This is a genomic window from Priestia sp. TRN 1309, assembly GCF_050846875.1.
Classification (GTDB): Bacteria; Bacillota; Bacilli; order Bacillales; family Bacillaceae_H; genus Priestia; species Priestia zanthoxyli.
Window position 1 is genome coordinate 393110 of sequence record NZ_JBOZGM010000002.1, and the last position, 21927, is coordinate 415036.

Genomic DNA, 21927 nt, shown 5'->3' on the forward strand with positions numbered 1-21927 from the left:
TTATTTCCAGAAGACGTTTGTGTACTTTTATAATTTAAGTTAAAAAAGCAAAAAACTTAATTTTTTTAAGTTTTTTTCTGGTTTTTAACTTTTCTTTGCGCTACAATTAGCTCATATCAAAGTAAAAAAGGAGGGTATTCGGGTGTATCAAGAGCAGCGCATGAGTGCGATTATTGAATACCTTCACACACACCGCATGATTACATTAGACGAAATTTGTGATATGTTCACCGTTTCAAAAGATACGGCGAGACGCGATTTAGTCAAGCTTGAAGAACACGGTGAGGTTATGAGAGTCAAAGGCGGAGCGACGCTATCGTCAAGTCATATCATCGATTACAGTGAGCGAACGCCTACCAAAGCGAAAGAACAAATTGCTAAAGAAGCAGCTGCGTTAATGTCGGAGGGGTATGACGTGCTTTTAGATACGTCTTCTACCATCGCACTGATGGCAAAGTATATGGATGTAAAGCATGTAAACGTTATTACAAATTCCATTGATAATGTGGATTTGCTCGATCAATATACCCCGTGTGATACGTTTTTGCTGCCGGGCAAGTTTAACGGGAAAAACCGTAACGTCACCGGGCCAAGAACGATTTCTACGTTGCAGGAATACAAAGTAGATCAGCTGTTTTTAGGTACGTGCGGCGTTGGTGCAGATGCTATTACGTCTCCAAGTGAAGAAGAAGCGTTTTTAAAAAGACAGATGATTCAATGTGCAAGACAAGTGATTATGCTTGCGGATCATACGAAGTTTGAACGTGAATTTTTACATCGAGTATGTGATATGAGCGACATTGATATCTTAATTACAAATAAAGACCCAGAAGCGGATGTAAAAGAAAAAATAGAACAAAATCAAGTGCGGCTTATCGTCACAGATTTTGATAAAGGAGAGGAAAAACGATGAAAAAAATAAAAGTAGGATTAGTAGGATACGGATTTTCAGCAACGGTCTTTCACACGCCGCTTTTAAGCGTGTTAGACGAATTTCATATTTCAAAGGTAATGAGTTCAAATCCTGAAAAAGTAAAGAGCGACTTAGAAGATGTTGAAGTAGTGAGCACTCTGTCTGAACTTCTAGAAGATGACAGCATTGATTTAGTGATTATTACAACGCCTAGCGGCATGCACTATGAAATGGTGAAAGACGCACTACGCGCAGGTAAGCACGTAATTGTTGAAAAGCCGATGGTGGTATCCGAAAAAGAAGCAAATGAATTAATTCAATTAGCAAAAGAACAAGGTGTTCAACTAACCGTCTATCATAACCGTAGATGGGACAATGATTATTTGACAGTGAAACAGCTGATTGAAGAAGGGAAATTAGGCGACGTAAAAATGTATGAAGCTCATTTTGATCGCTATCGTCCAGCTGTTCGAGACCGCTGGAGAGAAAATGAAGGACCTGGGTCAGGAGCGCTTTACGATTTAGGATCTCATTTAATTGACCAAGCTTTACATCTTTTTGGAATGCCTGACTTTGTTCAAGCTGATGTGTTTGGGCAGCGAGATCATGCACGCACGGATGATTACTTCCACTTAGTGCTTGGATACGGTTCTCTTCGTGTTATTTTACATTCAAGCGCCATTGTGCCAAGCAACGGGCCTCGCTTTCAAGTTCACGGAACAAAAGCAAGCTATATCAAATACGGAATTGACGGCCAAGAAGATATGCTAAGAGCTGGCAAGAAGCCTGTGGATGATACGTGGGGAGCGGATCGTCCTGAACACTACGGTAAGCTGACAACAGGGGAAGGAGAAACAACAGAAATTGAAACGCTGCACGGTTCTTACGTAATGTATTATCAAAAAATCGCCGACAGCCTGCTTCGAGGAGAAGAGCTTCCGGTTTCAGCAGAAGAAGCTCGTGACGTGGTTAAAGTTATCGAAGCGGCATTTGAAAGCAGCAAAGAAAAACGAGCGGTTTATTTTAACTAAGGAGCGAGAAACAGTGAGTAATCATTCGACAGAGACGCTGCTTGAAAAAGTAGTTCAACAGGAAAAAGAGCTAATCTTTCATCAATTTACAAATGACCAGGCGTTACAGATCGGCACTGCCATTATTAATGAAGCGAAAAGCAAAGGTAAGGCAGTAACCGTAAGTATTAAACGAAATGGTCAAACTCTCTTTCAACATGCGATGGAAGGGGCTATTCCCGATCATGAAGAATGGATAAAACGAAAATCAAACACCGTTCTTCGTCACCATCACAGCTCGTATTATATGAAGCTGTACTGCGAGTTAAAAGATCGTTCTTACGCGCAGTTTTACGCAGCGAATCCTCAGGAATTCGAAGCAGTAGGAGGGTCATTTCCAATTTCGGTTAAAAACGTCGGCGTAATTGGAACCATTACCGTATCAGGTATGTCGCAAGAAGAAGATCATGCGCTTGTGGCAGATACGATTTGCAGCTTTATTTCGTAAAGAAAGAACTTAGGGTAGGAATAGTTTAAGGAAGATCCGAACGATAAATCGTTCGGATCTTTTTATTGGTTTGGTAAACGAAGGTTTCGCCTACTTAACTATGTCTCAACCTCTATTTTTGCGGAGCCATTATCTGCTGAAGTGCTTAATGGCAGAATCATTTAAAGAAAAATCTTCTTTGGTAAGCGCCGTTTGATTCTGTGTTTCGCATTCTTTAGTAGGATGCTCTTCTTTTTTAGAAACAGTAGAAACTTGTTCGTTATTTTCATACGTGTAGTTTGTTGACATTATGTTTCACCTCTTGTATCTAGTGTTTGAGGTACAGAAAATAAAATAAGAAGAAATATCAGGAATACCTTAAAGAGAAGAGTACTCTTTAAATTATTTGAACTCGTGCAAAAAATTGTCTACACTAAACACTGATACATAAATCAAGTGAGGAGAACGTGGACAGTTTATGAAGTTGATTTCCTGGAACGTAAATGGCATTCGCGCGTGTGTGCGAAAAGGTTTTTTAGATTATTTTCAAGAAGTGGATGCAGATGTATTTTGTATTCAAGAGACGAAGCTGCAGGAAGGCCAAATTGATTTGCAGCTAGAAGGGTATTATCAGTATTGGAATTACGCCGTGAAAAAAGGCTATTCTGGAACGGCTGTTTTTACAAAGCAGAAGCCTTTATCGGTTTCATACGGTGTGGATAAAGAATCGGAAGACGAAGGACGTATCATTACGCTTGAATTTGAACAATGCTATGTAGTAAATGTGTATACGCCAAATTCTAAAAGAGATTTAGCAAGGCTTGAAGAAAGGCTTCAATGGGAAGACGATTTGCTCGTGTACTTAAACAAATTGAATAGCCGTAAAGCGGTGATTTTGTGCGGAGACTTAAACGTAGCACACGCAGAAATTGACTTGCGTAATCCGAAGCCAAACCGAGGGAATTCTGGTTTTACAATAGAAGAGCGAGGAAAAATGACGACGCTTCTTGCTAGCGGATTTCTTGATACATTTCGCTATTTGTATCCGAATCAAGAAGGAGCATACACGTGGTGGTCGTATATGAACAAAGTGAGAGAACGAAATATCGGATGGCGCATTGATTATTTTATCGTCTCGGAGAGAATCAAAGATGTTATTCAAGAAGCTACTATTCATCCGCATGTAATGGGAAGCGACCACTGTCCTGTGATGTTGGAATTAAATGTACCTCATCTATGATATCTTTCTATATAATAGAAGAAAAACGGAAAAAAGGTTGGTTCACGCGAACGGTTGCGGTATAGTAAACATATTAAAAAGTACAGAATGTTTCATGAGATAAAGGGGGAGACAGAGGTGAAGCGAGACTCGCTGCAAACCATTGAACACGAAATTGCGCTGCTTGTTCGTCTAACAACGACGCACAGTCCTAAGCTTGGAAGCTTGGACCGTTCTGAGTATTTACTGTTAAGCGAGCTAGATCAGCGCAGTCCGCTCGGGATTAATGCATTAGCTGAAAATTTAAAGCTGAGCTTATCTACAGCTAGCCGGCAAGTATCTGCGCTTGAGACTAAACAGTTTGTTCGTCGCTTTCCGAGTCCAGAAAATGGGCGGATTAGTTTAATTGAAATGACGGATGCAGGGAAAGATATTTTGCAGCATGTACAAAGCAAGCGTAAACAAGCCTATGCTGAAGTGTTAGAAAATTGGTCGGAAGAAGAGGTTTTGGCACTGGAAAAAAGTTTATCACGCTTGAATCTTGATTTTAAAAGATGGCGCAGTAATGGATGTTAAAGCGAATACATATAGATGAACAAAAAGGCTATTGAAAAATAGTCTTTTTAAGTTGAAACAAAGAAGTTGATTTCTTCATTAAAAGATGTATAATATGTAGTGCTGCTATAACTTGCATGATACAACTTGTACAATAAAATATGTAAGGAATTGTTAGTCATATGAAAAGAATTTAATAAAAGGAGGAATAAATATGAGTCAGAATAATCCAGCAGTAGCCTCCGACAAACAAGGTTTAAGCGTACCTAAATACTTAATTATGGCGATTTTAACGCTATTTTCAATTGGCCCTCAGTATTTTTTGAATTTATCTTACACGGTCAATCAAGTATTGATTCAAAATCGATTTGATGCGAGTACACAAAGCTTACTATTGCCATCTATTATTTCTAACTTGGCATTTGGACTTGGGGTACCAATTGGTCCGATGCTTGCGAAAAAATATGGCGTACGTAAAGCATACTTAACGTTCGTTTTAGTCTTTTTAGCAGGTTCGATTATCAACGTTTTTTCTGAAAATGTGGCGTTTTTATCCCTTGGTCGTCTGATTCAAGGCTTAAGCTCAGGAATGCTGTTTTTAACCATTATTCCAGCTGCGCTGATTTCGTTTCCGAATAAAATCCGAAACTTCTTTTTAGTATTAGCGATCGGCGGACTGTTCGGTTCAACGGCGATTGGAGCCTTTTTAGGCGCTGTATCTCTTAGCATGGATAATTGGCGCTGGGTGTTTGTTTTAGGAATACTTGCTTCTCTTGTCTCTCTGTTTATCGGATATAAGGTATTACCTGCTCATGATCCAACTCAGCAAGAAGACCGTCCAGTGGATAAGAAAAGTATCTTTATTCTTAGCCTTATTATGATTTTATTAGTTTATCCACTGTATGAACTAAGATACGAAGGATTTGCTTCTATCCAAGTGTGGCCGTTCTTACTAGCTGCAGCAGGGTTAGTTGTCATTTTTGTCTTAGTTGATTTAGCGGCTGAAAATCCGTTAGTACCATTAAAATCGCTGCTAGCCGTAAAACCAGTTGCGGGTACAATTATGGCCATTGGCGGTCATATGGCATACATCTTAGCAATTGCAGGTATTAATGGCGTCATGCAAAATGTGCAAAATGCATCGTACACCACGCTTTCCTATTTTTATTTATACTTTTTTGTTGGGGTACTGATTTCAGCATTTGCGACGACATTCTTGTATGACAAGTTTGGTCCAGGTTATCTTGGAGCGATTGGATCACTTCTCATTGTCATTGTAGGATTTAGCTGGGTAAACGTATCAGCCGATACATCACTAGTGAGCTTGTATGTTCACATTATGCTCTTTGGTATGGGTGTTAGTATGGCACTTGTATCCGGTGCATTAGGAGCGGCACTAGCCGGAGATTTACATCAAGCTTCGATGCGTTCCATTTCACTGCACTCCATTCGAAATTTATTAGGAGCGATTGTAGCACCTGTGATTGGGTGGTTTGTTGTTCGACAAAACGCGATTTATTATGAAGATTTCCGAGGTCAAATTAGCTCAGTAGATCCTCAGGTGAAGATGCAGCTATCTGAAATGATCAAACGCTATATGGGTATGGGAATGAGTCAAGCAGACGCAAAAACATCGGCCGTGACGGCTGTTGTAGCAGGCGCTAAAAAAGCGTCGATTTTACATGCGTATCACAACTTATTTTTCATGCTTGGTATTTTAGGCGTAATTATGCTCATTGCTTCACTAAGTAAAGCGTGGAGCGGTGAAAATAGAATTCTTGTTCAAAAAGAAGAGGTTCAAGAAGAAGCTGAGCCGCAAGAAGAAAGAAAAATGCTGCCGGCACCTCAAACAGAAGAAACCTCTGTATAATATACTAACTATAGAAAGAAGGAATTCCGATGAGTAAAAGTCGTTTATTGGTTACTAACATTGTTGGAATCATTGTGATTTTATTACTAGTAGGCTTTGGTGGATATTATTTCTACGAAAAAGCAAATTACGTTAAAACAGATGAAGCGCAGGTAGAAGCACCGCTTTCACAAGTCATCGCTTCAGCTAACGGTCAGTTAAGCGAATGGAATGTAAAAGAAGGAGATAGCGTTTCTCAAGGTGATTCTGTTGGAAGCTTAAAAGAAGGCGAAAAATCAACAGACGTAACGTCTATGATTGACGGAACAATTATTAAAAACAACGCATCTCAAAATCAATTAGTAAAAGCTGGCGATGTGTTAGCACAAACAGCTGATTTATCTAAAATCTATATCAATGCAAACATTAAAGAAACAGACCTAGGTGATTTAGAAGAAGGAGACAGCGTCGACATTACAGTGGACGGAGATTCAGGTAAAGTCTTTAAAGGCCATGTTGAAGCAATCGGTCGCGCAACAAACTCAGTGTCTTCTATGCTTCCTGCTCAAAATACAGGAAACTACACAAAAGTAACGCAAAAAGTACCGGTGAAAATTTCAATTGATGACGCATCAGATAAAGTTCTTCCAGGTATGAACGCAGAAGTGAAAATTTCAATTTAATAACGGAAAAAAAGCTGCTTCCTCTAAGGAAGCGGCTTTTTTTATGCCTAAACAAATAAAATAAAAAATGTGCTAAAAAGGGGATGTATACAAAGGAAATGTGTGGTAAGATACTTCTTGTTTGAAATTGGATATCGGTAAAGAAGGTGATGGGATGACCGCGGTCGAAACAAAAAAAGGGCCAAAAGAAAAGCTGAATTTGTTTTTCTTAACGTGGCCGATCTTTTTAGAAGTGTTTCTTTTTATGTTAATGGGGATTGCTGATACCTTTATGCTAAGTGCGCTGTCGGATGATGCCGTATCAGGAGTCGGAGCAGCCAATCAATACCTTCACATTGCGATTTTGGTGTTAGAGGTCATTGGTAACGGAGCGGCAATTGTTGTCTCTCAGTATTTAGGATCAAAACGGTATATGGAAGCGTCAAAGATTTCTGCTTTGGCCGTTACGTTAAATTTAGGAGTCGGGCTAGTCATTAGCGCGGGTTTTCTTTTGTTTTCAAGACATATGATGGAAGCGATGAACTTACAAGGTGACGTGCTGATGTATGCACAAAGCTATTTATCCATCGTTGGAGGAGCTATTTTTCTTCAAGCGATTATTAACTCTCTTGCAGCAATTATTCGCGTACATGGCTTTACGAAGCAGGCAATGTTTGTTTCACTTGGAATGAACATTTTTCATATTGCAGGAAACTATGCTTTAATCTTCGGGAAGTTCGGCTTTCCGGAAATGGGCGTGCAAGGAGCAGCGATTTCATCTGCGTTCAGCCGATTTGTTGCCCTTATTGTGTTCTTTTGGCTGCTGTATCAAGTGATGGAATATAGAGTGAAATTTCAATACTACATTACTCTTTCAAAAGAATATATCGGTAAAATTTTAAAAATCGGTATTCCCTCGGCTTTTGAACAAGTGATGTATCAAGGCTGTCAAATTGTCTTTTTATACTATGCAACCTACCTAGGAGCAGAATCACTTGCTGCGAGACAGTACGCAATGAATATTTCAATGTTCATTTACTTATTTGCCATTGCAATTGGAATGGGTACAGCGATTATTGTCGGCCGTTTAGTAGGCGGAAACGAAAAAGATGAAGCGTACCATCGCGTATGGAAAAGCGTCAAATGGGCCAGTGCCGTAACGATGATGATGGTTGTTCTTGTGATGACATTCAGAACACAGCTGATCAGCGTGTTTACAGACAATCCGCATATCATTGAGCTTGGGGCGACGGTGCTGCTTCTGAGCATTGTGCTTGAAACGGGAAGAACGATGAACATTGTGCTGATTAACTCGCTGCGGGCAGCGGGAGATGCCAAATATCCGGTGTTAATTGGTGCGATGTCGATGGTCATGATGAGCTTGCCGCTCGGTTATTTCTTCGTTTTCCATTTAGACATGGGGCTCGCTGGCATTTGGCTTGCCATCGCAGCCGATGAATGGACGCGCGCAGTTATTATGTTTTTTCGCTGGAAAAGCCGAGCATGGGAAAACTACGGACTTATACAGCACGAACAAACAGCTGAAGAACCAACGCCGGTTCAAGTATAAAACAAAACCTCTGCAGAATGTGCAGAGGTTTTTTGCTGTGTAAAAAAACGAAGTAAAGCTGGTCTTTTTACGCAAAAAGCTTTAATTTGTGGGAAAAAACGGGTATGGGTACAAAGAAATGGTTTTATTCTACTTATTCTTTGTTTTAGATAACGGTATATGGTTGGATGACGTATTTAGACATGAGTCTTTTTTCTCTGATTTTCCATTTTTATCTCAATTCATGAAACTAGAAGCATAAAAAAGAGAGTTTTTTCCTATTTAGCTATAATGAGACAAATTTTATACTTATAATTATTGGATTAAACTCGAAATGTGCGGAACAGGAGGAACGATATGGGGTTAGGAAGCGTATTAGACGGACTGCTGGGTGAAGTATCTGGAAGAGTCTCAGATGTAGAAGGGAAAATCTCTAAGCTAAGAACGGCTAAAAGTAAAATTGAGCATGAACAAGCTGTTTCATTAAAAGAAATTGAACACATCAAAAAGCCTGAGCTGGGAGACAAATGGACGGGTACGTTATCGGATGATTTTGACGAAAAACGTACGGCAGCCTACGACAACATAAAAGGCATTTTAGACGGTGATTACGATGGATACATTCGTGAAATTGAAACAAAGATATGGGCGCTAGAAGCTGAAAAAGGAGCTTTGAGTGGCTTGAACGCCGTTATTGGAGAAGCGGATTCTTTATTAGCTAAAGGTGAAGAAGCCTATGACGCAGTAGAAAACAAGATTAGTGAAATTAGAAGGGGGCTGTTTTCATGACAATTAAGCTTGATCACGCTGACGTTATCAAAAAGCTTGAAGCAGTCAGCACAGCGATTGGAAATTTATCCATTAGCAAAATGCCTGACCTTGGAAAAAACAGCCTTGATACTACAGAGAAATGGGAAGCGCGCGAAGAAGAAATTCAAACGCTTATTTCTACTTATATAAAAGCACTAAACAAAAACGTAAAAGATACAAAATCTAATGTAGACTTACTAAAAGAACAAGACGAATCTATTATCCATTCGTAGCAGCAAAGGGGGATGACTGTGGGAAAGGTATACGATGCAAAAGCGCTGTTTGATGTAGCAAAAGACAGGGAAAAAGCCTACGATGAGTTACTAAGCCAGCTGGGTGAACTGAAAAAAGCGCTGCAGGGCGTAGCGGACTTAGATGGCAGCTTAGAAGGAAAAGGCGCTGACAATATAAAATCTTTTTATAAGCAGCACGCCGATACGGCCGGACAGTGGGAAAACTTAATTAAAATGCAGCAAAGCTATTTTTCAACGCTTCACGTTAAAGCTGAAAAAGCAAAGCTATCAGGAAGCACGATTGTAACTGAATCATTTTTAGAAACAGAGCTAAAAAACGCCAATAGCAATGCTAAAGAAATGGTTGCGCAGCAGCACGACGATCTGCAGAGTATTTTAAACGGTATTGACGATATCGTCTCTATTTCAGCGTTTTCAACGAGTGAGTTTAACGATAAAATAGAAGAAGCAGAGAAAAAACGCACCGATACAATTGAGGCAGTGAACCAGTTAGACGCTGAATGGTCAAAAGAATACAGCGAAATGGACGACTTCTATGCGGTAGTGGATACGCTAGTAAGCGGCTTAGAGCTTGCTACGAGTCAAGGAGGAAGTGTCTATCAGCTTGCCTTTGACGAAAAAGCCTATCACGACAGCGAGCTGTATAAAGTTCAAACAAAGCTAAACGACTATGCCACTTCATACGTTGACTACAACAAGCAGCAAGAAGAAGTATACGAGCTGGAAAAAAAGCAAGAAGAAGAAGCAAACAAGCCGTGGTATGAAAAAACGTGGGACGCGGTTTCTACCTTTACAGGAGAGGTCAGCGGATATTATGATTATAAACGAGCAGCAGAAGGCGTGGACCCTGTTACGGGTGAAAAACTTTCCACCTCACAGCGCGTCGCAGCGGGAGCCATGGCAGCAGCCGGCTTCATTCCGGTTGTCGGCTGGGTAGGACGAGCCGCAAAAGGCGGAAAAGCCATCTACAAAACAGCTAAAGGCCTAAGCGCAGCGGATCACGCCCTAGACGCCTACAAATCTGCCAAATCCTTCAAAGTCCTAGAGCAAACGGAAAAAGGCCTCTACGGTCTTGTGGCCGCAAACGGGCTAGGAGAATACATGACCGGACGCGACATGTTCGGGAATAAAATCAGTGAAGAGCAGCGTAAAGCAAGTCTTCTGCAAGCATTAGGAATTGCTGGAGCTGGAGCGCTTTCTACGAAGGTAGCGGGGAAAATGGGACAAAGCCTTGCGACCAAAGGAACCGAAAAGCTCAACAACATGCGCAACACGCTTCGCACAAGCGCCGTTGCCAACGTCACAAAGCAAGCCTACCAAAGCGTCAAAAATGCACCGGCCTCTTGGACACAGTCGCTACATAAAACGTATAACAACATCCTAGACAGCAGTATGCCAAGACTCATGCCAGATCTTGTGCCGGTAGGTCCAGCACTTGCCCAGCAGACGGTGAGAGAGACCTTGCAGAATGTGAAGCAGCAGACGATGCAGATGATTGAAAAGCCTGTAAAAGTAGAGCGTGTGAGTGAACGTCAAATTCAAAAAGGTACTAAGGGTACGGGTAAAGGTAGTAATACAAACCCAAACAAAATTAAACTAACTCCAGAACGAGAAATATATTATCGAAAGAAAATAGATGAAGCTGAAGCTCGAGGAGAGTATGATGTAGCAGATGATATTAGATATGATCGTTATTGTGAAGAAACGAAAAAACCTTTAGATCGTGAAAAATGGGATGTTAGGAATGAGAATCTAAAAAAGATCACAGAGCGTGGTAGAGAAGAAGAAATAAAAGGAAGAAAAGCTTTAGGAGAACATCTTGATCGTAAGCTAGAGAACAATAACGTCGGTGAGGTTGTTACCTATACATCCAGTGAAGGGCATCTTACACGTCCAGACAGTATAGGGCGTAATAGTAAGGGTGAAATTGACTTGGTTCATGATCACAAACACAAAATAAGTGACAAAGAACATGTTATTCATAATGATAGTCAAATGCGAGCTGAAAGAGAACTGGCACAAGGGAAAAATGGTCGTCATGTTGTGACAATATCAAGTGATAAACCTGATTTAAATGGAATTCCTCCTAAGCCAAGACCAAGTGGCCCTTTAGCGAAAGAGAGTGACATTTTCTATACTGATCCAAGTAGTGGTAGAGTAACACATAAATGGGAATATCATCCAGATATCCCTGGTGGAGGTATATGGATAAAAATATAAATAAGTATGTAACTTTACTTTTTAGTACTAAGGGGGATTTAAATGAAACCTAATTATTTTACGATTGCAATGTATCCTACAGTATCTATTAATCAGGAAGAGATACTAGGTCGTCTTTTGGATGTGTTTGAGTCAAATGAAAAATTTGCTCCTACCCATTGGGGTAACTCTGAAACAGTAAAGGTAGAATATAATCGTCGGGAAATTCTAGAAAAAGTGATTTCAGAGCGTAGAGTATCTGAAGTTCACCTGTATCGTGATAAAGCGGTGCACTATAAAGGGAGTTTTAAAGTTAACTGGAGTCATAGTTCATATTTGGAATTTGAGTTCCATAAATCAATACCTAAAAAATTATGGTCTGTTTTTTTTGAGTTATCTGATCAAATCGCAGAAATTGTAAAGCCGCGTTATGGAGTGTCCCAAATTTTTTGGAAAGCATCTTATCCATGGAATACTGAATATGAACGCTTACATATGTGGATGAATATGTCTTCACTACCTATACCGGTCAGGTTTCTTCCTAACGGTCCCTTGGGGGTAGGAGCTAGAACATATTTTAGTGGTCATATTTTAGAAATGTTTGATAAGGAATTCCTACTAAATACTCCCGCTGTCGTATCAGAATTAGAATGGGGCGGGGTTTGTATGGATCTTTTACAAAATCCATTAGAAGCTGATAGGGATACATTGCTAGATCGGTGGTTACATGTAATGAAATACTTAGAACCAGCTCAAGTAATAGCTGTGCCAAGTTTTCATGAAAGTCGAATGGTTGTCACGTATTCGCCCAATGTTGCTTGGAAGAAGTATCTAGAAAATTAAAGGAAAGGAATTTGTAATCATGGATGAGAAAAGTAATGAGCGAATAAGGGTTATGGAAATAGTAAATAGATCTCAATATAATGATGAGGTTATAGATCAGGTAGATATGAGTGATTTAGACCTTAGTTTTTCAGACCTGTCAGAAGTAATGGCAAGGCGTATTATGGCAAAACGTGTTGTGTTGAGAGCCTCTTCCCTAATGAGAGCAGCGTTTCATGACTGCGATTTTGAGTTAGCTGATTTCAGAAGTTGTAATTTAGAGGAAATTAACATGGCAGATTGTAGGTTTGGCGAAGCGGATTTTTCTAAAGCAAATATGAAATATGCAAAGATAAATATAAGTAGTTGCTTTGAAACTCGTTTTGATGAGGCTGATTTTTCACATGGAGAATTAGTTGGAACAATTTTAAATCATGCTACATTTCGCCATGCAAATTTGTCAGGAATTGATGCGGAACAGGCCGACTGTATGGGAACGGATTTCAGCGGTGCCAATCTGACAAATAGTAAATTTGAAAAAGCGCATTTGGAAAATGTAAATTTATCAGCGGTAGATGCTAGAAATGCTAATTTCACAGAAGCAGATTTTACCGGAGCAATCCTTTTAAATGGGGATTTCACAGAAGCGGATTTTACCGGTGCTAAACTCGACAATGTAGTTTGGACAGGAGCAAATGTAGAAGGAGCTAAGTTTGACGAAAATGTGAAAGAACAAGTGTTGAAAATGATATAGAAGTTGATTTTAAATTGTATGTAAAATTGGCACCTACGTTTCAATGTATGATTTGTCACAGCATGTAAAGGGTGTCACACTCTCGCTATAAAACTTGCAAACTTAAAGCACTTAATTGTCTAAGAGAGACGATGAGTGCTTTTTGTATTTCAGTATGAAAGGTGAAATGAATATGATAATTTTATAAGTATGCTAAAGAGAACGGTAAAGCAGTATCTAAAAAGAAATCAATACCCAATTTTGTGAAAAAAACAATGGGAAGAAATATGTTGTTGATTCTTATATTCCAGGTGGGGAAATTGTCTCGAGGAAATTCACTCAACTGACTGAAGTACAAGAAAAGACCGCATTAAGTTATTTAAGTGAGTTTACTAAAAAATATTATTCTGGTAAATTTAACCTAAACACTTTAAAAGGTGGTCGAGTAGAGGGAGAATTAATTTTGGAAGTTCCTGTTCAAACGAAGCCAGTTCCACAAAAAATCACTAAAGACCATTGGTCGATACGAAAACAAAATGTATTGAAGTAATATGACAGGTGAAAAGCCGAAAACTCATGATTTTAAATATACTGACTAGCTTAAATAGACCCAAAAAATGATGAATACTGAAAATCACCTAGGTTTCTACAATAGTCTAACAGAAGAAAATAAATATAGTTTAATAAATGCATTTAAGAGGATAAATAGGAGTGATTCTAAGTGAATAAGTTATCTTTTCTACAACAATACAGAAAAAGTATTGAGTTTGTATCTAATGAAGACTTACTAAATATTAAGAAAGAGAACATCCCGAAAGAATGGGTGGAAGTATTTATAGAAACTGACAAGACTGAGAGGAAAGATAAACTAATTGCTTTATGGAATCGGGTATGTGAAAAAGAATTAAGTCACACGATTTCATATTTAAAAGAGAATTTAGTAGATGTTGAACTCATTATAGATAATGGACAGTACGCCATTCTATATAGCGTGAAGAGTGAAAATGACGAAATTCTTTATTATGAAGGGGGAATACCAAACAAATCAATTTACGATTTAGACATTGAACAAGCTTGGTCAAGTGTTCCGCAATCTATTGTTAAATTTTACGGAAAGTTACATAATGGCTTTTATTATATGCCAAGTCGAGCAATGGGTCTAGTACCGTTAGAGAGAGTAACTTATTTTAAAGAAGATGAATGGGGGATTCTTGATGATTTAGAGCATCCATTAGAAATCAATCTTGATACCACTTATGGATTTTTTGAGAATGGTATTGGTGGATACGTTGCGGTGGATTTGAACAATTGTACGGATAATAGAGCAACACTGTGGTTCACCAATGACCAGCCTGAATATAGTGTTGATTTCTGGGATATTGTAGATGAATGGATTTTAATAGGGTTACAAGATAATTAAAAAATAATGTGTAAATAGACTAAGTAAGTTTATATAGCATATAGCACTTGATTGTCCATAAAAGGAAGCAGGTGCGTTCTTTTATTTGAGCGTAACAATCAGTACAATCATAAAAAAGTTCAAAAATGAATTACGTGTATGTTTAAAAAAATGGAAAGATTATTAAATAAACATAAGGAGGGTTTTATGAAAAATAAATCCATTCTTAATTTACAAAGTGAACGAAAAGTTGGGGTTGTTTTAATTGTTGCTGAAAGAGTATTTTCTGTAATGAGTAAAGGTGATGAAAGATATCCAGCAGGTAGAGAAGCGTTAGACAAATGTTGGTTATGGGGTGAATCTCATATTGTAACTGGAGATGAACTCTATGAGCTTATTGACAATGCAGACTATACAGGGATCTCAGAATTTGCTGAGGAAGAAGAAGACTTGAATATGGCTAGGCTATGGTCACTACTAGTGGATGCCGCCGCTTATACATCTTGGGAAGCTTATAAAAACGAAAAAGTAAAATATGTACCGCAAGCACTGGAAGGTATCGGTGCAGATAGTAGCACTGTCTTTTTGAATAGCGCAGTTGAGACCGGTTTTATCACAGTAGAGGAAATTGAAAGAATGGAATTAGTTTTTTATGATTATGAGTGTACAAGCAATGAAACCTCAATAAAAAGAGAAGATTTTATGAAATTATTTTAACTCAGTGTATGGAACCCATTGAATAAAGAGAACGAATGAGTAAGTGTAGACCACTACAGCAAATAGTGAGAACTAACAGTCAGCAAACCTCAAAAAGCAGTTAAATGCATTATTTTTAACAGTACGTAATTGTTAAAGGAAAGAAAAAGGTATTTTTTACGTTTTAGGATAGGGATCAATAGATCTGGTCAAATTTTATAAGTGCAAAACTATTAAATAGCAATGTATCTTTAGTCTTAACAAGTCATCCCATTTTATTAAGGAGAATGTAAATGAAAATGGAATTAAATATCCAACAAAGAGTTGGAGAATATAGAGTGAAAAGTGATCAGTTATTTGAACAGAAAAATTATCAACAATCTGTTGATGTATTAATCAAAGGGTGGGAAGAGATTCCGCTTCCAAAAGGGTTATATAGTGATACTTATGAGGTGGTAAAAGATATCATTGATACCTTTATCATAATGAATGACTATGAAAGTGCCCAATATTGGCTAACTCATCTATACTCATCAGGCTTTAAACGATTTGATGATGGTGAAAAAGAGTTTATTTCAGGCGTTATTTATTATGAATTGGGATCCCTTTTACTTGCCAAAGAGTTTTTTGATATAGCTAATCGAAAATCAGAAGGAAGGTTATTTGAAGGGAAAGACACGAAATATATAAAATTACTCAAAAGGTAACCATGTATGAAGGAGGATCACCAAATCAAATGAATCGATTTAATAATTTGAGCAAGGATGCTAAAGTCGTATATCTATTGTCGCTATCTAATTTAATTATCAACAAGATTTCTGAATCTAAAGGATTTAAAGTAGCGGTTGAGTCATTAGAAAAAGCTTGGGAATGGCTAAAATTAAAGGATTTTGACGCAGATAGCCTGTATGTATATTTAGAAAACATAGATGAAACAGATATCATGACTTATATGCAACTGGCCGATGATAAAGATAATGAAAAAGTATGGATATGTATTGGAAATGCTCTGGCATATACAATCTGGGAGGCGTATCAATATGAAAAAGAAAAGTATCTTCCCCAGACTATTGAAAGTGTTGATTATCAGACTGTTGAAAGCTTCATAACAAATTTTGAAAAGGTATATGAGAATAATAGTATCTCAGATAAGCTATTACACTTTCTTGAAGAAAACTATCCAAAGAATGCTGATAAAAGGGTAGATTTAATTTCAATAAAGACTTTTATTGATGAGTCTATTGAGAAATAGATAACTAAGAAACTTCTAAAAATGTGTAATTATTTAGCTATACTTTTAAAAGCAGATTTTAACTTCAAAGATAAGCAGATGAGACTTTTAGATGACAGCTGCTTTTGGTTGTTTTTTTGAGATATTTACATTTTGTATACTTGAATGATGCTTTATTAAAGTTCATGAAGGTAGCATCATCAAGGAATATCAAGTTAATATTTGAATTTTATGAGAAGGACGATGATCAGAAGCCAAATGGATATATCGCCTTTTAATATTACACTTCATCACAATGTTAAAGAGGTATACAAATGGAATGTAAGGATGGTCAATCATTTATCCCTTGCCGGACGATACTGTGCTTTCTGAAAAGGAAGGTAAATGGAGAATGAATTTACCAGAAACGTATAAAGAATTTGTGAAAAAAAAAAGCACTGTTAGTAGAAATATTATGGGAAGGTGTACAAGTGACTATGGAAATGTATTATTGTGACGAATGGTCAGATATCAAAAAGAAGCCTTGGAACATTCTTGATGAGCATACTGCATACACATACCACCAAAAACATAAACCCTATACGGTCGTACTAAGGGAAGATGAGAAGCACAAGTATATTATAAATATTACAAATGAATGGGTTTCGGTAGGGTTTTACGATGAACTAATTCGTAAATATTTAAATTATGACTTCGAAGTTATGAGTGAAGGTATGGTTTTTTTAAGAACAGCCATGTATTGGGAATATGATGATGAAACTGATACAGAAGTAGGTATTTTGATTTTGAATTTCCGAGAAGATGGTTACATAGCAATGGAAAAGCGAGATTTAAAGAATGTTTCAGTAGAGGAGCGCGAAACAAACAATACCCTTGAAAAAAACTGGGATGTGTTTCCTGAGTTTGGCCAATACTTATATTTGTGCAAAGAAGAACGCTAATTCTTTTGTAAAGCTAGAGTTCATAAGATGTGTCAGCTTAATAGTTGCTAGGATATATATAAGTATCATACTTTTACTATGAAAGTTACAACATTAATGCTACTAAAAAACAGATGGACTTAAAGCACTTGATTTTGTACAAAAGTAACCAAGTGTCTTTTTTTAGTTGTCTGACATGGATTTGAAGAAACATAAAAAAGTTAAAGATAAACAGTTAGAATAACATACCAAATTGAAGATGAAGAACTAGGGATAGCAACAGTTGAAAACCAGTCAGGAGGATAAATTCTATGCAAATGGAAAGCCAGTTACAGGAATTGTATCAAGAAATAGCAGAAACGGTTAATAATATGATTCCAGAAGAATGGGAAAGATTTTATTTTTATGCACAGATTGATGAATCCGGGGGGGCGAGTTTACTTTTTTTATAAATCAATTAGAGATAATAGCTACACGTATAGTCTAGATATACCAAAACAATTTAACATATCGGAACTAGAATTTAATAATGAAGAAGATAAGCTTTTTGATCTTAGTGAACAGCTCAGGGAAATCTTTAAAGAAAATAACCAGGAACTATGGTATTCTTTTACGCTAATGTTAGAGCAAACAGGGAAGTTCTCTGTATCATTTGATTATACAGATTGGTTGAATACAGATTACGGATTTGTAGCACAGAAAAAGATTTGGAAGTATAAATATTTAGATGAAGCACCGGCGGATGAAAAAACTAAAAGTTTAATAGATCAGTATTTAAAAGAATATCCAAATAATCCTATTTAAATAATTATTAAGGCTATACAAATAAAGGAAGCAGTAAGCACAAAGTGAAGATGCGGGATTTTCGAGTACAAATATTTAAGTAGAGAATTAGCGGATGAAAAAGATAAAGAACAAATGATGAAAATGAAAAGATATGAAGAGAATTTTAACAGCAATAATCAATAATTTATAGCATTTGAGTTTTTTAAAAAGGAGGCAAGAACTTATGGATAAGGACGATATTCATTTTCTTCAACAGTTACTTAATAGCACAGATAAGGATTATATAATAAGTTATTTATTGAATACTAATAACTTTCTATTGCTTCATTACTCTGCTGCAAATTATAACTGGAATAGTGGATTTGAAGTGCCAACAGTTATTCTAGAAAATGCAGCTTGTGATTTTGGAACAGGTTTACTGATGTTTCATTATGCAGACGGGTATCGTATGTTAGAAGATCCTGGTGAGGTTTCAAATTCTTCCTTGGAAAATTGGAAAAAATTTTTAGGGGAAGTTTACAATAAACTCATAAACTTAGAGTTTACATCTCAGACTATTTCTTTCAATCCTGAATTAACAAACATTCAAAAATATAAATTAAAGAAGAGTAATTCAAACATTCCTGAACTCCTTATTAATAAATCTTCAGGAGATGCGGTTGATATTTTAAAATATAATGAATTAGTAACTAAACTTAGGTTAATTGATGCATTATAAAAAGAGAAAAGAGTTAGGTCTAAGTCTAAAATACATAAAGGAAGCTAAATATCAAGCAGCTAAATCTGGAAGAATGGTAGGTATAGAATTTGAACGAACTGAAGTCATGAAAAGAGTAGAAAATGAAATGAAGCAATTACATAAAAAAATAGCTGAAACAGTGAATAAAATGATACCAGAAGAATGGGGAAAGTTTTATTTTTATGCTCAAATATCAGAAACTGGGGGAGGTACTTATTTTTTTATAATACACTTCAGAATATACAAAGTTTTACGTATAGCTTGAAAATCCCGTTTGAGTATCATGTGGATCAACAAGAATTTAAAAAATGTAAAAGAAAACTGTTTGAATTGAGCAATCAATTAAGAAGCAGTTTTGAAAATAATTACCAAGAGCTTTGGTATTCATTTACAATGTCTGTAGATAGTAACAGGAAGTTGAACATACACTATGATTATACGAATTGGTTCGATACAAAGTATAGTTTTAGTGACCAAATGATAACTTGGAAACGTAAATACCTAGGTGAAGAAGCAAGTGAAGAAAAAGATAGAGCATTAATTGCAAAGTACGATAGTGAATTTCCGAATGATCCTATTTGAGTAGATGATAATGAAGGAGTTTGCATAGTGGACCGAAACCATAGTAAGAAATTGATAAGAAATGCCATTAAAACTGGCGATATCAACGCAGTGAAAAAACTAATAGGAGATGATATAGAGGTTTTAAATACCGTGACTGTATTTGGTACGTGGTTACATGTAGCGGTTAAAAAAGAGAACCTTCAAATCGTCCGATATTTAGTTGAAAAAGGAATTGACGTTAATGCGAAAGGCGGGACATTTGATGCTTCTGCGTTAAATTTAGCAGCTGGGTCCGGTAATTTAGAGATAGTAAAGTATTTAATAGAATCTGGAGCAGAACTAGATGTGAGCTCAGCGAAGAGAAATCCACTGTTTGGAGCAATTTATGGTGGGCATCAAGAAGTAGTTAAATATTTAGTACAAAAAGGAATAGATGTGTCGCTTAGATACACGGGAGAAAATATCAAAAATATGAATGCTTATGAATATGCAAGAGAGTTTGGGCAGACTGAGATTGCTGAATATTTAAAGCAAAGGATGACTGAAAATTGATTGGGTTTAGATTGTCTCTCATGCAGGTGGTACAAATTGCTTAAGAGCAAAAAAATGAGGAGAGAAGTTGTTAAATTAGGAAAAGAATTCGAAAAGAGTCGAATTCTTTTTTTATGTTGGAGTAAAAAGTTAGTATTTGAAATGTAAAGAATGCAATGCAGGAAGTAGAGAGAAAGTATTTAGTACTTTAGTGTTTTATGATAAGAGCAATGATGAGTTTATTGTAGTGGTTTATAATAGTTATAGAGAAACATTAATGGATGGTACAGTAAGGAACGCGTTATAAACTGGAAAAACAGTTAGGTGGTCGAACATATTGAGTATGGAAACAGAAATAAATCAAATTTATAGGGGGATTTCTGAAACAGTGAATGAAATGATTCCTACGAAATGGACAAAGATTTATTTTTACGCTCAAATATCCGAAACGGGCGGAGGCACTTACTTTTTTTATAATACCCTTGAGAATGAAAAGAACTATAAATATAGTTTAGAAATTCCTTGTGAATACGACGATATTGATAAAGAATTTTATAAAATGAAGGATCGAGCTTTATTTGAGTTAAGTAATAGATTAAGAAACGTTTTTAAAGATAATCAGCAAGAACTTTGGTACTCTTTTACACTATCTGTTAATAGCGATGGCAAATTGAAGGTGCATTATGATTATACAAATTGGTTTGACACGGATTACAGCTTTGATGACCAGCTAGTGATTTGGGAATATAAATATTTAGGAACAGAACCAGATGATAGCGAAAGTAAGACTTTAATCAATAAGTATTTAAATGAGTATCCCAATAATCCAATTTAGCATAAATCCAGTATTTGTGGTTAAATTCCCACCTCATGAAGGTACTAAATTAACCCTAAAGAATTGCATCAAGGGAACATTTTACAAGCGTAGAATTAAAAGTTTATAAGCGAGGTGCAACATCATATGAAAGAATTTGAAGAACGATTCACTGAACTCCAAGCTGATATGATATCAATTTGTATGGAATATATTAACGATAGAGCCGACAAAGTGTATATCTATGCTTCGTGTGAAGGAAACATTATCGCTAGTAAGTTTTTTTATCTTATTAACAATCAATATGTAAAATCTCATCAAGTGAACGACGCCTTAGAGGATGAGGATGAAAGATATGATACATCTCCGAAAAGAGGATTTATGGTATTAAATATTTTAAATGAAGATATTGAAAAAATTGAAGCGCTGTGTAAAGAAAATAACAGAGACATGCCAACGGAGATGAAATTAATTTATGATGTGAAGAGCGGCCACTTTACAGCGGAATACAATTACGAGTTGGTTTATACAAATGATGATGTTAAAACCGCTAGTTATAATGCTAATGAGTGGTTTGAAAAGGTGAAACTTAATAGGCTTTAATATTTTGCTAGGGCTTCTTAGGCAGTTTAACAAGGCAGCAGGAGGAATGTTAGATGAACGAAGAAAAAGTGAATAAGCTATATCAAGACATAGGCAATATCGTAATAGAGACCATTCCGGAAGCGTGTTCTAAAGTTTATCTTTATGGTGAAGTTGTTGATGGTGCCCAAACAGCGTACTTCTATTATTATCCTAATAACAGTGATGAAATTATATACAGTCATGACATTCCTGAAATTTTTGCTGTAAGTGAAGAAGACTATGTTAAACAATGGAACAAATTATTAGACTGCATCCAAGAATTGTGGAAAGTGTTTACCTCCAGTGAGAACCAAGAGCCATGGACCAACTTCACTTTAATTTTTAATCACAAAGAAACGTTTACGATTCAATTTAATTATGATGATCTTTCAGCCGCAGATTCCCATGCTAGGAAGACAATATGGAAATATGAATACCTTGGTATCTTGCCAAAAAGTAAGCTAGGACAAAAGCATCTAAAGAGATATCTCGAGGCTGTAAAAGATAGATAAAAAATGAACAGCTTATAGTGTAATTCATTATGTTAAATATACATATCTC

24 protein-coding genes and 2 pseudogenes are annotated in these 21927 nt (G+C 36.7%); 25 read left to right on the top strand and 1 reads right to left on the bottom strand.

Annotated features, from left to right (window positions below; all coding sequences use genetic code 11):
* Nucleotides 1-142 precede the first annotated feature (142 nt).
* Genes ACRPLQ_RS09255 through ACRPLQ_RS09265 form a run of 3 tightly spaced genes read left to right on the top strand, consistent with a single transcriptional unit; the run spans nucleotide 143 to nucleotide 2431 of the window.
* Nucleotides 143-913 (top strand): DeoR/GlpR family DNA-binding transcription regulator, encoded by a 771-nt coding sequence (locus ACRPLQ_RS09255; protein WP_165635280.1) that lies wholly within the window; start codon nucleotides 143-145, stop codon nucleotides 911-913.
* Complete coding sequence (locus ACRPLQ_RS09260; RefSeq protein ID WP_155008039.1) at nucleotides 910-1944, top strand: oxidoreductase; 1035 nt, start codon at nucleotides 910-912, stop codon at nucleotides 1942-1944. Before ACRPLQ_RS09255 ends, ACRPLQ_RS09260 begins: the two co-directional genes overlap by 4 nt.
* Before the next feature lie 13 nt (nucleotides 1945-1957).
* The gene (locus ACRPLQ_RS09265; RefSeq protein ID WP_432235928.1) at nucleotides 1958-2431 is read left to right on the top strand and encodes a heme-degrading domain-containing protein; all 474 of its coding nucleotides are present in this window, start codon (nucleotides 1958-1960) and stop codon (nucleotides 2429-2431) included.
* Between the two features lie 129 nt (nucleotides 2432-2560).
* On the opposite strand, the gene ACRPLQ_RS09270 is transcribed toward ACRPLQ_RS09265, so the two are convergent.
* Nucleotides 2561-2719: a hypothetical protein gene (locus ACRPLQ_RS09270; protein ID WP_165635279.1), complete on the bottom strand. Its 159-nt coding sequence runs from the start codon at nucleotides 2717-2719 to the stop codon at nucleotides 2561-2563.
* A 169-nt stretch (nucleotides 2720-2888) separates the two neighbouring features.
* Here ACRPLQ_RS09270 and ACRPLQ_RS09275 point away from each other — a divergent pair, with 169 nt between their 5' ends.
* From ACRPLQ_RS09275 to ACRPLQ_RS09380, 22 genes and pseudogenes are all read left to right on the top strand, one after another.
* A complete protein-coding gene (locus tag ACRPLQ_RS09275; RefSeq protein ID WP_028413056.1) occupies nucleotides 2889-3650 on the top strand; it encodes an exodeoxyribonuclease III in 762 nt (253 codons plus the stop codon).
* 117 nt (nucleotides 3651-3767) lie between these two features.
* Nucleotides 3768-4205, top strand: a complete 438-nt coding sequence (locus ACRPLQ_RS09280) for a MarR family winged helix-turn-helix transcriptional regulator (RefSeq protein ID WP_014459764.1) — start codon at nucleotides 3768-3770, stop codon at nucleotides 4203-4205.
* 193 nt (nucleotides 4206-4398) lie between these two features.
* Complete coding sequence (locus ACRPLQ_RS09285; protein WP_028413057.1) at nucleotides 4399-6054, top strand: MFS transporter; 1656 nt, start codon at nucleotides 4399-4401, stop codon at nucleotides 6052-6054.
* Between the two features lie 29 nt (nucleotides 6055-6083).
* Nucleotides 6084-6716, top strand: a complete 633-nt coding sequence (locus ACRPLQ_RS09290) for an HlyD family secretion protein (protein ID WP_025751627.1) — start codon at nucleotides 6084-6086, stop codon at nucleotides 6714-6716.
* Nucleotides 6717-6870: 154 nt separating this feature from the next.
* Nucleotides 6871-8265: an MATE family efflux transporter gene (locus tag ACRPLQ_RS09295; RefSeq protein WP_014459767.1), complete on the top strand. Its 1395-nt coding sequence runs from the start codon at nucleotides 6871-6873 to the stop codon at nucleotides 8263-8265.
* A gap of 336 nt (nucleotides 8266-8601) precedes the next feature.
* Complete coding sequence (locus tag ACRPLQ_RS09300; protein WP_013057382.1) at nucleotides 8602-9033, top strand: YwqH-like family protein; 432 nt, start codon at nucleotides 8602-8604, stop codon at nucleotides 9031-9033.
* Nucleotides 9030-9287: a YwqI/YxiC family protein gene (locus ACRPLQ_RS09305; RefSeq protein WP_013083474.1), complete on the top strand. Its 258-nt coding sequence runs from the start codon at nucleotides 9030-9032 to the stop codon at nucleotides 9285-9287. Before ACRPLQ_RS09300 ends, ACRPLQ_RS09305 begins: the two co-directional genes overlap by 4 nt.
* 18 nt (nucleotides 9288-9305) lie before the next feature.
* A complete protein-coding gene (locus ACRPLQ_RS09310; protein ID WP_165635278.1) occupies nucleotides 9306-11528 on the top strand; it encodes a ribonuclease YeeF family protein in 2223 nt (740 codons plus the stop codon).
* Between the two features lie 42 nt (nucleotides 11529-11570).
* The gene (locus ACRPLQ_RS09315) at nucleotides 11571-12350 is read left to right on the top strand and encodes a hypothetical protein (RefSeq protein ID WP_165635277.1); all 780 of its coding nucleotides are present in this window, start codon (nucleotides 11571-11573) and stop codon (nucleotides 12348-12350) included.
* Nucleotides 12351-12369: 19 nt separating this feature from the next.
* Nucleotides 12370-13083 carry a pentapeptide repeat-containing protein gene (locus tag ACRPLQ_RS09320; RefSeq protein ID WP_028413065.1) on the top strand — a complete coding sequence of 238 codons (714 nt, stop codon included), beginning with the start codon at nucleotides 12370-12372 and terminating at the stop codon, nucleotides 13081-13083.
* A 700-nt stretch (nucleotides 13084-13783) separates the two neighbouring features.
* Nucleotides 13784-14482 carry an SMI1/KNR4 family protein gene (locus tag ACRPLQ_RS09325; protein ID WP_432235929.1) on the top strand — a complete coding sequence of 233 codons (699 nt, stop codon included), beginning with the start codon at nucleotides 13784-13786 and terminating at the stop codon, nucleotides 14480-14482.
* A 186-nt stretch (nucleotides 14483-14668) separates the two neighbouring features.
* Nucleotides 14669-15178 (top strand): Imm6 family immunity protein, encoded by a 510-nt coding sequence (locus ACRPLQ_RS09330; protein WP_165635274.1) that lies wholly within the window; start codon nucleotides 14669-14671, stop codon nucleotides 15176-15178.
* 272 nt (nucleotides 15179-15450) lie between these two features.
* The gene (locus ACRPLQ_RS09335) at nucleotides 15451-15864 is read left to right on the top strand and encodes a hypothetical protein (RefSeq protein ID WP_165635273.1); all 414 of its coding nucleotides are present in this window, start codon (nucleotides 15451-15453) and stop codon (nucleotides 15862-15864) included.
* A 29-nt stretch (nucleotides 15865-15893) separates the two neighbouring features.
* Nucleotides 15894-16409 (top strand): Imm6 family immunity protein, encoded by a 516-nt coding sequence (locus tag ACRPLQ_RS09340; protein WP_028413069.1) that lies wholly within the window; start codon nucleotides 15894-15896, stop codon nucleotides 16407-16409.
* 455 nt (nucleotides 16410-16864) lie between these two features.
* Nucleotides 16865-17329 carry a hypothetical protein gene (locus ACRPLQ_RS09345; RefSeq protein ID WP_028413070.1) on the top strand — a complete coding sequence of 155 codons (465 nt, stop codon included), beginning with the start codon at nucleotides 16865-16867 and terminating at the stop codon, nucleotides 17327-17329.
* 296 nt (nucleotides 17330-17625) lie between these two features.
* A pseudogene (locus tag ACRPLQ_RS09350) lies at nucleotides 17626-18112 on the top strand (antitoxin YezG family protein).
* A gap of 205 nt (nucleotides 18113-18317) precedes the next feature.
* On the top strand, nucleotides 18318-18812 hold the full coding sequence (locus ACRPLQ_RS09355) for a DUF4274 domain-containing protein (RefSeq protein WP_432235930.1): 495 nt from the start codon (nucleotides 18318-18320) through the stop codon (nucleotides 18810-18812).
* A 169-nt stretch (nucleotides 18813-18981) separates the two neighbouring features.
* Nucleotides 18982-19415, top strand: a pseudogene (locus tag ACRPLQ_RS09360) (immunity protein YezG family protein).
* A 27-nt stretch (nucleotides 19416-19442) separates the two neighbouring features.
* Entirely contained in the window at nucleotides 19443-19949 is a 507-nt protein-coding gene (locus tag ACRPLQ_RS09365) for an ankyrin repeat domain-containing protein (RefSeq protein ID WP_165635271.1), read from the top strand.
* A 322-nt stretch (nucleotides 19950-20271) separates the two neighbouring features.
* Entirely contained in the window at nucleotides 20272-20763 is a 492-nt protein-coding gene (locus ACRPLQ_RS09370) for an immunity protein YezG family protein (RefSeq protein WP_071277046.1), read from the top strand.
* 126 nt (nucleotides 20764-20889) lie between these two features.
* On the top strand, nucleotides 20890-21345 hold the full coding sequence (locus tag ACRPLQ_RS09375; RefSeq protein WP_165635270.1) for a DUF600 domain-containing protein: 456 nt from the start codon (nucleotides 20890-20892) through the stop codon (nucleotides 21343-21345).
* 53 nt (nucleotides 21346-21398) lie between these two features.
* Nucleotides 21399-21878 (top strand): antitoxin YezG family protein, encoded by a 480-nt coding sequence (locus tag ACRPLQ_RS09380; RefSeq protein WP_165635269.1) that lies wholly within the window; start codon nucleotides 21399-21401, stop codon nucleotides 21876-21878.
* Nucleotides 21879-21927: the final 49 nt, after the last annotated feature.